This is a genomic window from Vibrio viridaestus, from assembly GCF_003856525.1.
GTDB classification, from domain to species: Bacteria; Pseudomonadota; Gammaproteobacteria; order Enterobacterales; family Vibrionaceae; genus Vibrio; species Vibrio viridaestus.
This window is the reverse complement of sequence record NZ_RJVQ01000003.1, coordinates 36,173-47,206: the sequence shown is the minus strand read 5'-3', so window position 1 is coordinate 47,206 and position 11,034 is coordinate 36,173. Positions and strand designations below refer to the sequence as shown.

General features: G+C 40.9%; 12 protein-coding genes and 1 riboswitch. Of the genes, 3 read left to right on the top strand and 9 right to left on the bottom strand.

Features of this window, described 5'->3' with window-relative positions; genetic code table 11:
* Positions 1 to 510: 510 nt before the first annotated feature.
* The gene (locus EES38_RS07800) at positions 511 to 1,758 is read left to right on the top strand and encodes an outer membrane protein transport protein (protein WP_124936626.1); all 1,248 of its coding nucleotides are present in this window, start codon (positions 511 to 513) and stop codon (positions 1,756 to 1,758) included.
* Positions 1,759 to 1,789: 31 nt separating this feature from the next.
* On the opposite strand, the gene EES38_RS07795 is transcribed toward EES38_RS07800, so the two are convergent.
* The 8 genes from EES38_RS07795 to EES38_RS07760 all read right to left on the bottom strand — a co-directional run bounded on the left by EES38_RS07795 (position 1,790) and on the right by EES38_RS07760 (position 6,958).
* Complete coding sequence (locus tag EES38_RS07795; protein ID WP_124936625.1) at positions 1,790 to 2,254, bottom strand: low molecular weight protein-tyrosine-phosphatase; 465 nt, start codon at positions 2,252 to 2,254, stop codon at positions 1,790 to 1,792.
* Positions 2,255 to 2,407: 153 nt separating this feature from the next.
* Entirely contained in the window at positions 2,408 to 2,764 is a 357-nt protein-coding gene (locus tag EES38_RS07790) for a YibL family ribosome-associated protein (RefSeq protein WP_124936624.1), read from the bottom strand.
* 129 nt (positions 2,765 to 2,893) lie between these two features.
* Positions 2,894 to 3,454: a hypothetical protein gene (locus tag EES38_RS07785; RefSeq protein ID WP_208020417.1), complete on the bottom strand. Its 561-nt coding sequence runs from the start codon at positions 3,452 to 3,454 to the stop codon at positions 2,894 to 2,896.
* Between the two features lie 8 nt (positions 3,455 to 3,462).
* Positions 3,463 to 3,834, bottom strand: a complete 372-nt coding sequence (locus EES38_RS07780) for an MmcQ/YjbR family DNA-binding protein (RefSeq protein ID WP_124936623.1) — start codon at positions 3,832 to 3,834, stop codon at positions 3,463 to 3,465.
* A gap of 16 nt (positions 3,835 to 3,850) precedes the next feature.
* Positions 3,851 to 4,324, bottom strand: a complete 474-nt coding sequence (locus EES38_RS07775; protein ID WP_124936622.1) for a hypothetical protein — start codon at positions 4,322 to 4,324, stop codon at positions 3,851 to 3,853.
* A gap of 60 nt (positions 4,325 to 4,384) precedes the next feature.
* Positions 4,385 to 5,092, bottom strand: a complete 708-nt coding sequence (locus EES38_RS07770; protein ID WP_124936621.1) for an SDR family oxidoreductase — start codon at positions 5,090 to 5,092, stop codon at positions 4,385 to 4,387.
* Positions 5,093 to 5,109: 17 nt separating this feature from the next.
* Positions 5,110 to 6,429 carry a DASH family cryptochrome gene (locus EES38_RS07765; RefSeq protein WP_124936620.1) on the bottom strand — a complete coding sequence of 440 codons (1,320 nt, stop codon included), beginning with the start codon at positions 6,427 to 6,429 and terminating at the stop codon, positions 5,110 to 5,112.
* Between the two features lie 70 nt (positions 6,430 to 6,499).
* Positions 6,500 to 6,958: a copper chaperone PCu(A)C gene (locus EES38_RS07760; RefSeq protein ID WP_124936619.1), complete on the bottom strand. Its 459-nt coding sequence runs from the start codon at positions 6,956 to 6,958 to the stop codon at positions 6,500 to 6,502.
* Between the two features lie 185 nt (positions 6,959 to 7,143).
* Positions 7,144 to 7,333, top strand: a riboswitch (cobalamin riboswitch).
* A 40-nt stretch (positions 7,334 to 7,373) separates the two neighbouring features.
* Between EES38_RS07760 and EES38_RS07755 the strand changes: the two genes are divergently transcribed.
* The gene (locus EES38_RS07755; RefSeq protein ID WP_124936618.1) at positions 7,374 to 8,051 is read left to right on the top strand and encodes an energy-coupling factor ABC transporter permease; all 678 of its coding nucleotides are present in this window, start codon (positions 7,374 to 7,376) and stop codon (positions 8,049 to 8,051) included.
* Between the two features lie 154 nt (positions 8,052 to 8,205).
* Positions 8,206 to 8,811, top strand: coding sequence for a cob(I)yrinic acid a,c-diamide adenosyltransferase (cobO, locus tag EES38_RS07750; protein ID WP_124936617.1), 606 nt, complete (start codon positions 8,206 to 8,208; stop codon positions 8,809 to 8,811).
* Between the two features lie 87 nt (positions 8,812 to 8,898).
* Here cobO and EES38_RS07745 read toward each other — a convergent pair whose 3' ends face one another.
* Positions 8,899 to 11,001 (bottom strand): AsmA family protein, encoded by a 2,103-nt coding sequence (locus EES38_RS07745; RefSeq protein WP_124936616.1) that lies wholly within the window; start codon positions 10,999 to 11,001, stop codon positions 8,899 to 8,901.
* Between the last annotated feature and the right edge of the window lie 33 nt (positions 11,002 to 11,034).

Here is an 11,034-nt window from a genome sequence, read left to right as displayed (position 1 = left end):
TTAGGAGAAAGTAAAGTCAGCCTTCAAAAGGAAGTGTCATCTTGCTCAACATGTCAGTCTCACGACTAACCAGATGACAAGGACCAATATACGTCCTTTGAGTTTATGGATATTGAAATAGATCAATTTTATTTCTATTTCGTTCGATTCCGGAAAAAAAGTTTCTTTCAAACCTTTATAAGCCTTGGAATTCAACACAATATCAACTTATGTTTTCATTTTTAAGAGAGAATTTAACTTACATAATATTGATTTTTGTGCACTAATCGCCCTGTATTTTATACGTTAACTCTATATAGAACGGCATTTCAATACACATCCTTATCCCCGTAAAAAAACATACCAACCTATCACTTTACAAACTTTCTTCACCAACTGGTCAATGGTCGGATTTGTAATCGAAGCGTAAAAGAATAGTATCAGCCGCCCAATTGAGTATTTACTCAAATATAAACAAAAATAATGATTTTAGGCGATCTTGCTCGCCATTTTTAGATAGGAACTCACGCAATGAACTCTTCACCTTTATTTCGCCGCTCACTGCTGGCTGTGGCACTATCGATCACAGCTCAGAATGCTTTGGCAGCAGGTTTCCAGGTAAATGCTCAGTCGGCAACTGGACTCGGTCGTGCATTCGCAGGTGATGGAGTTATTGCGGATAACGCATCAGTCATTGCTCGTAATGCTGCTGCGATGGCGCTATTTGATGATGTATCAATGTCGTTAGGTTTCGAAACGATCACAACATTAATCGACGTAAAAAACGCCACCTATCAAAACGTTGCAGGCGTATCAACTGATGCCTCTTACGATGATGCAGGCGACACATCAATTGTTCCTAACTTTTATCTGGTTGTTCCAGTCAATGAACAGTTTGCCTGGGGCGTGAGTGCCTATTCAAACTTTGGTACCAAAACGTCTTTCGCAGACGATTACAAAGGATATGAGTACGGAGGAAATACCGATGTCGCCAGTATGAATTTTGGTCTGACTGGATCATATCGTATTGATGAACAGTGGAGTATCGGTGCTGGAATTGATTTTATTTACGGTAAAGGTAAGTTATCACGCAACGCGCAATCTACTCTGGCAGCGGCTGCTTTCAGTGGACAAGATGAAGCGCTAAATGCTGACGCTGATGGTTGGGCACTAGGTTATAACCTTGGTGCTGTTTATGAACTCGATGAAAATAACCGTTTTGGTCTTGATTATCACTACAGTCCAGATCTGAAAGCAGACGGAGATATCAGCTATATTGGTTATACTGGAGCAAACGGTGCCATTTCAGATACTTTGGTCATGCCACTACCGGATATAGCAGAGTTTTCGGGCTACCATCGTCTTAACCAAAGCTTCGCTGTGCATTACAGTATTCAGTGGATTAACTGGTCTGAATTCGATGTTCTAAACGCGGATACGAGTGGTACGTTGAAAACCTACCAATGGCAAGATGGTTGGCATTATTCCGTGGGTGGTACCTACTACCTGAATAATAAATGGACGCTTCGCGCTGGGTATATGTATGACACTAGTGCCCAAGATTCCATTACTTCGATATCTGTACCAGACTCAGATCGTCAGTGGTTTTCGACCGGATTTACTTATCAGCTAACAGAAAAATCAACGGTAGACTTTGGTTTCACTTACTTGGTAGGTAAAGATGTACATGTTTCTGAGACAAGTACTCTTTCTAGTCTCACCGCAACAACACACGCAGATGCTGTGCTGATGGGTCTGCAATACAGCCGCTCATTCTAAAATGACTAAGCTCGCCTTACGGCGAGCTTTTTTATACCTTGGTCAAAATCGATTCCGCTGCGTCCTCAATTAAATCCAGGACCAACTCGAAGCCGTTCTCGCCACCATAGTAAGGGTCTGGAATTTCTTTATAATCCGAATGACCGTGACTTAAAAACATAGAAAGCTTATGTTGATATTCAGATGGGCACCGTGATTGTAAATCACGTAAATTATCTCTATCCGCCGCTAGTATCATATCGAAATCGATAAAGTCCTGTTCCGTTACCTGCCTAGCTTGCATACCAGAAAAACTGTAGCCACGTTTTTCTCCCGCAGCTCGGGCTCGAGAATCCGGGGGGTTACCCTGATGATAAGCAATAGTGCCTGCTGAATCGATATAAACATCTTTTCCAAGCTCAGCGGCTTTGGCTTTCAGTATCGCTTCTCCTGTAGGAGAGCGGCATATATTCCCCATGCAGACGACTAGAATTGATGTTTTATTTTTGCTCGTCATAGCGCAGCGTTCCTAGGTTTATTGATTTCGTCAATTGCAGAGTATGATATTCCACCATTGAATGGAACCCCTGAATGCATCCAGCTTAGTACCACGCAAAAGCAACAAAAGCGCCCTTAGGCGCTTCTGAATATGGAAATCTAGCTATACGATTTAGAATGGTTTAGGTGCAAAGCCAGTCATAACATCAAGGCGCAGTTCTTTACCCAATTTTGTCATTGGATGAACCACAACTAATCCCTTCACCGATTTTTTTAGCTTGCCTAGGTCAGCCTGTTCTGCCTTGGTAATCTCTCGTGAAAATGGCATATTTAACAAACTCTTACGTTCTTTATTCATGTCGTATTGCTGCTTATGCTTAATCGAGTTTGCTTTTTTAGTCAGCTTTTCCATTTCCTCTGTAAACTTAATGACCATTTCCTGATCGTCACGACTCTTCGCTGCATCTAATTTACGCTGACAGGTTTGAAGGCGATTATGTAAGTTTTGCAATTCTTGCTTGAGGCTCATGATGGTATCTCTCAGAAATGGTAAAGGGCGGCGAGTTTAGCATAACCAAACTCGTCGCCCTAATTATAATCTCATTTCATCAGCCACAAAATACTAAGAGCAGGCAGTAACGATATTTAGCAAATGATATCAGTCTTGGCGGGTCAAACACGCTAACTCAAAATAGTGGTTATCATTGAAGTGGAATTCGTTGATCACGTCGAGTTTCAATTTTCTCTTGTGAGCCTCGTAGGAGCGACGATTATTTTGATTAATAAATGTAACTAATACTGGATAGCGATGCGACATATGAGCTTTCGTAAATGCAAAGATATTTTCTAACACCCCTTCCCCTCGAACTGACTTATCAATACATATCGGTCCATATTGAAAAGAATTGGCGGTATCTAAGTCATATCCTTGATAATGTAAACGAGATAGATCATTGATCATATGTGCGAATAATGGCCAAGCTGACCAGTATTGCCAAGACGCCACCATGATATAAGCCACAACATTTTTTCCAGCTTTAGCAATGACCAAGCCATTTTCTCGTACAATCAACTCAGAAAGCTGCTCTCGACTAAAGAGAGTCGTAACAAAGCCATCCTTTCTATCGTTCTCGTTAATTGAATCAACATGATATTTAGCTTGTAACATCATAACATCATCAATATCCGATAATTTTGCTAGTTGGATACTTATCTCCATAGTCATCCTTATTCAGTCGAAATAGTGAGGCCTAACGTTTCACGTGCTTTTTTACTTAGACCAGCTACAACCAATCGATAGGATTCAGACAGATAATATTTCAGTTCTTCATCTCTTGGTGTAACGCTCTCAATCATTTGAATCCACAGCATTCCCCTACTCGCAAAGTATGGAGCGGGTATATATCCCTCAGACTCTCGCAGAAAATGAAAATTACGTTCAGATACCTTAAACGTATAGGCATCATCACCTTGTTTACTTTTTGTCCCAATGGCAAATACTTTGCCTCCGACTTTCCATACTTCGGAGTTCCCCCATTGCACTACGTGAGTCACAGATGGTAGTGAACTGCAATAAAAGTTAAATTCGCTATGATTCATCAAATACTCACTGTGTTTAATCTTCTGAAATATCTGGCGACTCTGAGCACATGCCCGGCGATTTCTTTAAGTCTGTATTATTCAGACCGACTCTTGCTCCACATGAAAAAATTCGATTACAGTCAAAATTAGCATCTTCAATGTGTAGTACATCACCTTTAAGCTTCATTTCTAACTTACAGTAAATATCGTACTCAGGATCCGACTCGGTATAAATAAGGCTGTCCCCGACGCGGGACATCGATAAAGGATTATCCGTGCCTTCTTCAGTAGACTGAATATAACAAATGTGAAAGTTACCACCCCATAACACGCCTCTAACTAAATAATCCGATTCATTACGAGAGATTTTTACATAGCTGATTTTCTTTTCATGAGAACCGGAAACAACATCCGTTATAGCTTCCTGATGGGCATAACAGCCATCGAATGAAGTTGCGAAGGCAAAACAGGGAAATAATAAGGCAGTTATCGGCAAGTATTTGAACATAGGGGCGCAAACAAGTTAGTGAGGTAATGATGAGGGATAGGCTAGTTACAGCATATTACTCTACCACTCAAGTATCTGGCCATCATAGCTCATAAAAGCCCCACTTTGGATATCAGTACTCCGCTCAATGATATCAATTAGCATTTTTGCGACTTTTCCGGTTGGAAATAGTTTTCCTTCAGGAACATTATGCTGAAATGGTTTGGATAACTCAGTATCCGTAGTTCCGGGATGAAGTGCGAGTACCGTCCCTTTCTTAACAGAACGTCGCCATTCAATAGACATCGTTTTAATGATCATATTGAGCGCTGCTTTTGACGCTCTATAGCTATACCAACCACCTAATTGATTATCGGTGATACTCCCCACTCTCGCAGACAAAACGGCAAATTTAGGTTGAGAACTGAGCTTGAGTATTGGTGTGAAATACTTTGCAAGCAGTAAGGTGGGCAGCGTATTAACCGCAATGTTATGTTGGAAAAAATAGGCATCTACCGCCTGAAGACTCTTTTCCGGCCCCATACTAGAGTGCAACATGCCAACACAGTTGATTAGCCAGTCCAGAGTATCAAACTGCTGACTGAGTATTTCTATTTCTTCAGCATTTGTTACATCAAGCAGAAACCAATGAACCCGCTCATGCTTCTGATCTGCTGGTGGGTGCTGATGGTAGGTTGCATAAATAGTTGCTTCGGGGTATCGCTGGAGAAGGACATCAACGATTGCCGAACCAATTCCACCACTTGCTCCGATAACTAAAACATTCATCGTATGTCTCCACAAAACTATACGACTGGCCAGTCGACCATATCAACATCATCCATCGTTGACAGTCCATTATCCCCTTGCCACTGTTGGATAAATTTATTTTCAGGGTCGTACAGTTCGGTTTGTTTTTGCAGATTAAACTGGCGACTTCCTCTTGGGTCAGCCCCGACTCCGGCCAAATATTGCCAATTACCCCAATTCGAAGCGACGTCATAGTCAATTAACTGTGTTTCAAAGTATGCTGCGCCATAACGCCAATCGAGCTGAAGTTCGTTAACCAAACAACTCGCCACTAATTGTCGTCCCCGATTGGATATAAATCCTGTCGCCTTCAATTGATTCATACAAGCATTGACAATTGGAAATGGGGTTTGGCCATGTTTCCAGGCTAAAAATCGCTGACCATAAAAACTGGTAAGCGGCTTGTCTTGAGTAATACCGGTAAAACTGAACAGGGCTTTTTCATATCGTTTTGCATACCAATAGAAATATTCACGCCACAACAATTCAAAGTAAATCCAGTACGTAGACTCGTTTGCGCCATACTTAGACTCATACATCTGTAGATGCTGATAAATTATTTTGGGCGATAGGCAACCATGAGCCAACCAAAGTGAAAATTTTGTCGTTTCATACTGCCCATCTAAAGCATTTCTCGTCTCTTTGTAATAGCTTGGGTACCGTGTCGAAAAGTATTGAGCACAATGTTCCTCTCCGGATAATAAACCGCCACGATAAGAAGACGAGAGAGTTGAGGGATAAACAAGAGCAACACTCTCTGGCGAATGCTTAGGATAAGGTGGCAAGCGTCCATGCCATTCATAGGGTTTGTTGGGCTTTATATTGGCTTCCACCAACTTACGAAATTGGGTGAAAGAAGTCGGCAGATTCTCTATTGAAAAGGGTAATTGTTCTTCATCGAATAGCGTTGAATTTCCTTGTTGAAATACTTCTAGATCGGATAATTGATGCTGTAACTGTCCAACAATCTTTTGTTCGTCACTACCACTAAAATGTTCGCAGTATAAAGAGGTAACACCAAACCTCTTGATTATGCTGAGTAACTCGATATAAGCATGTTCAGGCGTGGCAATAATCAGCTTTTGACCAAATTTTTCCAGCTCTGCACCCAGCTCCCATAAGGATTCGATGATAAATTGCTGCTTAGCTTTGCCAAAGCTATATTCTTGCGCATATCGGTGAGTAAACGGTGAAATTTTGGGTAGGCAATAAAAACATAGCAATTCATCAACTTGCTGTGCAGCTAACCTTAATAATTGGTTGTCATTCAGTCGTAGGTCATTCGTAAACCAGTATAAGCCAACACGCTTATTCATTGATGCTTATCCCCATGATTCAATTCAACTCATGTACTCATTATGGCACCGCTATTCCAATTACTAAAATTTACCGAATCTTATGTGGAACAACTTCTAACAGAACAAAAAATGTTCCCTGATTTGTCTGAACCACCATCTTCAAAAATTCACCTATATTAAAGGTACGCTTAGGTTGCATGAACATCAAATGAATGCCATTTGCGGTTAACCTTTGACGCTTGCCATCAGCAATCATGAGCTGAGGTATTTCTTCCATTTTCTGTACACCATTCTTAAATGATGTTTTGTGAATCATTACTTTTTCAAACCCTTCACACTCAGCATGGTTAATGAACAAGGGTTTTCCAGTTTGATTTTCTATTGAAAGCCGCGCACTGGTGCTTGTCGCTCGGTCTAACATCTGCAGTAATTGCGGATGAGAAATAACGACGTGCTGTTGTAACCAGGAATCAGTCTGGGCTTGTGATGAGAAAGGTAATATAAGAGACAAAAGAAGAATGAAAGAACCTAATTTTCTCAGACACATAATATCTACACCTTATTTTGCATATACAATAATTTATTGATTAATAAAGAATAAATACTATATCAATCCAATATAAGAAAGGTAATGACTTCAATATAAATAAACGATCACCAAGGTAGTTATTGATTTAAGTCAGCATCGGGAAGTTCTGAAAGAATATACTTCGTGGATGAAATCACGTCGTTTCATATCAGGGATTGAATGATAAGAACCTGTTATCTACTAGGAAAACTGTTCGCTTAATGGATTGAGTCAAACAGTTACTGCCCCCGCAACGGTATGTACATCATGGAAGTAATATAACTGGCCACTGGCAAAGCTGGGAAGGACAGTTAGTGGTACTAAGTCCGGACACTAGATTCAATCTTATCTTCTTTGTTCAAACCTACGGGGATGTAGGAAACAGGAGTCATATATGCATATTGAGCCGGGAATAGTCAGCCCAGATAAAATAATACTCAGCTACGCGACAGCGGCCTTCGCAATCGGCTATCTCACCAAACAAGTCCGATCTGACATCAACAAATCTGGCAGTTTTTCATTTATTCTGAAATCAGTAATTTCAACATTATTGGTCTTAAGCTTTTTCCAACTTCTTCCCCACCAGCCAATTGGCGTATCCGAAGTTCATCTAATCCTTGGTTCATCTTTGTTTCTGATTTTTGGATCTGCAGCAGCCGGGACTGGGTTGACCTTAGGATTACTGACGCAAGGTCTTGTGTTTGCACCGTTCGACCTGCCTCAATTTGGAATGAATGTAACAACTCTACTAGTTCCACTCTTTGCAATGTCAGTCTTTGCCAATAGGATGGTGGATGAGAGTATTGCTTATGTCGATATTAAATACAGTCAGGCACTGCGCCTTTCTGTTGTTTATCAGGGTGGAATTGTTATTTGGGTCGCTTTTTGGGCCATTTATGGACAGGGGTTTTCGACGCAAAATATTCATGATATCGCCCTATTCGGTGGCGCTTATATGAGTGTTATTTTTGTTGAACCTGTCATTGACATTGTCGTCTTGGCAATTGCAAAACGCCTGCATAAACATACTCCTGAGCATCTTGTAGATTACAGGTTATATAATGTTGTTTAAGTTCAAAACTGTCTTTTTCCATTTACGCCCTTTATTAAAGGGCGTTTTTTTAACTTGTTATTTTCTAATCTATAGACCGCGATTATTTCAAGGTTTTTGCCTGATTAAAGTTACGTTAGAATGACACTAGCAGACCGAAGAAAGGATTGAGTTGATGTCGAACGAAGACGCCAAAAGTCAGAGATATAAAGAAAGACAACAAAAAGTAAAAGAGCGCGTAGATGCTAAAGTTGCTGCTGCGCAAGAAGAAAGAGGGCTACTCTTGGTCGTTACTGGTAACGGCAAAGGAAAGTCGACCGCTGGATTTGGGATCATAACCCGCGCAGTAGGTCACGGACAAAAATGTGCAGTTGCTCAATTTATCAAAGGGACATGGGATAACGGAGAAAAAAATCTCCTGGAAAAGCTTGATGTTGAATTTCAGGTGATGGCAACAGGCTTTACTTGGGAAACCCAAAATAAAGAAGCTGACACCGCAGCGGCACAAGCTGTTTGGCAAGAATGTAAGCGCATGCTAAAAGATGAGTCTATTGATGTCATCTTGTTTGATGAGCTGACATACATGGTTAACTACGGTTATATTGAGCTTGAAGAAGTTCTGGAAGCGTTAAAAACCCGCCCAGAAGAGCAGTCCGTTGTGATCACGGGTCGTGCTGCACACCGAGAAATTGTCGAGCTTGCAGATACGGTATCCGAAGTTAAGAACGTGAAACATGCTTTCGAATCGGGTTTAAAAGCCCGCCGAGGCATCGACTGGTAATAGCTAGAAACACGGTTGTACGTTATCGTTGAAAAAAAGCCTGAACATAATGATGTTCAGGCTTTTTTACTCTTATGAAGAGCGGGTTTACTTGAGTAGACCTTTTAGTAAGCTGTTTACAGCCTCTTTTGTTTTTTCATCTTTTATCTTGCCATCCAATTTTTCCAATCCTCGATCCAGTTCTTTGTTCGCTTTTTGTTTAAGCACATCATCAAAAACTAATCGATACTTTGGCTTCGCCCATGGACCAGTGACTTTAATTGGAATCGTTACATCTCTTAGCTCGTCAATACTTTTTCCACCCTGACCTTCCAATGACTTCACGACAGAGGTACGTACAAGGAAGTCAGTCGTTTTCTCAATGTAGTTGGCACTGCCCTCCCCATGTATACGTAAGAGGGGTGATGACATCGCAAGGTTCGATGTTGAAGCTACACCGCCCTTGAGATTGATCGTTGAGGTTAGTGAACTAAAGTCAGTTTTCTTAACCGTATCTTCTTCGGAGAGTGTTTCCCCTTTAAACTTGGCGTAATTCACTCGAATCATTTGAGGGACGTTGATACCGTTGATCGCACCATCTGAGAACTTAACCTGAATCGTTCCAAGTAGGTTTTTCATCAGTTTATCCGAAATTAGACTACTTCCCGTGATAGATGCTGTAATATCTCCTGTTCCTTCCAAAATATCATTATCAGCCGCCGCAACCAGCAATGGTTGAACCTGAACACTTTTGATATCAGCGTCTAAACTATATGTGGGAGTCGCTTTAGTACCATTTAATAATGCTTTCGCTGTGATGGTTCCATCATAGAGATCGGCGCCAAATTTACTCAGCGTTGCTTTACCATCATTAATCTGCATTGCAGTCGTAATATTGCTTAATTCTATGTTGCTCGCCTTAAACTTATCGACTCGTAAAGAACCCGCAATATCAAGTTGCTTCAATATAGAAAGATCCGGCTCTTTTTCAGCCACTTTCGTTGTACTACCGCTTCCGGTCACTTCTTTAGCACCAGTAGATGCTTGACCAGCTCCGTCTTTTTGACCTAATAAGCTATCAACATCAAGTTTATTACTATGAAAATCAAAACGAACTTTAGGAATATCACCAAGCACAGCATTCATTTGCCCATCCAAACTCATATCATTAACAAGGAGCTGAGGAATGGTCACAGACACTTTTTGAGCTGAGTTGTTAAAGCTAATATCCGAATTTAAATCAACTTCTACTTTATTTGTCGGTAACGTATTACCCGACAAATCCCCTTTCAAAGCCAATCCAGATAAACGAATCACATCAAATGCGGAATCAATAGAAAGAGTCGTTTGCCCTTGAATCTTACCTGCAACGCCATCACCTTTCATCGAGACGTTCATCTGAACGGGGCTCGGTTTTCCTAGCTCAAATGAGGCGATACCCAATGTAGCCTCATCGATATTCAAGTCAGGAGTCTTATAGTTTGCACTCAGTTCAACATCTTTAAGAGCATAGTTTTTTACTTGCTGATCAACTTTAAACTCACCCTTGCCTTCGAGACCAAACGTCTGATCGTTCAGGCTTCCAGTAACGTTAAATGAGAAAGGAGACCATGCATCGAACTGAAAGTCCCTAACACTAAAAGTCAGGTCTTTTATGGCTGTTGTACTGTTTGTCGATTTATCAATCATGGCAAACCTGGCATGATTGATAGCAACACCTTCCACTTCAACTGCCCAGGGATTACTTTGGGCGTCAGACTCAGACGTGGTGTTCACAGATGTATCAGAAGTCGATACCTCAGATGTTGCCTTTTTATCTGATGACGAAATCTCGTAGTTAGTTTTACCTGATTTCAATTTTTCTAACTGAATATCAGCCTCATCGAGGTTAACTTCCCCAATTTTTAGCTTGTTATCCATCAAAGGAACCAAAGCGACGTCAACAGAGACATTACCTACTTTGGCTAAATTAGGACGGCTAAACCCCTCAGGGTTCTTAACTTGAATCTCGCCAAGTTCAAGGCCAAATGTTGGGAAGAATTTCCAACTAATATCGCCGTTTATAGCTAAGTCAAACCCAGTGGATTTTTTAACTTCATCTACAATCAAAGGTTTAAATTGATTTGGATTAACAACAAAAACCAGTGTCGTGACCGCAATAACGATGAGACAGACTAAAACAGCAAACGTAATCAGTAATTTCTTTATCATCAGTACCTGACCTCAGCTAAAAAAAGTGGCACT

What these genes read in the sequence shown, in the direction of transcription:
- EES38_RS07770 (WP_124936621.1), bottom strand. Translation starts at nt 5,092, where the DNA reads ATGAATGTTTTAGTTATCGGAGCAAGTGGTGGAATTGGTTCGGCAATC.
- EES38_RS07760 (WP_124936619.1), bottom strand. Translation starts at nt 6,958, where the DNA reads ATGTGTCTGAGAAAATTAGGTTCTTTCATTCTTCTTTTGTCTCTTATA.
- cobO (WP_124936617.1), top strand. Translation starts at nt 8,206, where the DNA reads ATGTCGAACGAAGACGCCAAAAGTCAGAGATATAAAGAAAGACAACAA.
- EES38_RS07780 (WP_124936623.1), bottom strand. Translation starts at nt 3,834, where the DNA reads ATGAATCATAGCGAATTTAACTTTTATTGCAGTTCACTACCATCTGTG.
- EES38_RS07800 (WP_124936626.1), top strand. Translation starts at nt 511, where the DNA reads ATGAACTCTTCACCTTTATTTCGCCGCTCACTGCTGGCTGTGGCACTA.
- EES38_RS07745 (WP_124936616.1), bottom strand. Translation starts at nt 11,001, where the DNA reads ATGATAAAGAAATTACTGATTACGTTTGCTGTTTTAGTCTGTCTCATC.
- EES38_RS07775 (WP_124936622.1), bottom strand. Translation starts at nt 4,324, where the DNA reads ATGTTCAAATACTTGCCGATAACTGCCTTATTATTTCCCTGTTTTGCC.
- EES38_RS07785 (WP_208020417.1), bottom strand. Translation starts at nt 3,454, where the DNA reads ATGGAGATAAGTATCCAACTAGCAAAATTATCGGATATTGATGATGTT.
- EES38_RS07795 (WP_124936625.1), bottom strand. Translation starts at nt 2,254, where the DNA reads ATGACGAGCAAAAATAAAACATCAATTCTAGTCGTCTGCATGGGGAAT.
- EES38_RS07790 (WP_124936624.1), bottom strand. Translation starts at nt 2,764, where the DNA reads ATGAGCCTCAAGCAAGAATTGCAAAACTTACATAATCGCCTTCAAACC.
- EES38_RS07765 (WP_124936620.1), bottom strand. Translation starts at nt 6,429, where the DNA reads ATGAATAAGCGTGTTGGCTTATACTGGTTTACGAATGACCTACGACTG.
- EES38_RS07755 (WP_124936618.1), top strand. Translation starts at nt 7,374, where the DNA reads ATGCATATTGAGCCGGGAATAGTCAGCCCAGATAAAATAATACTCAGC.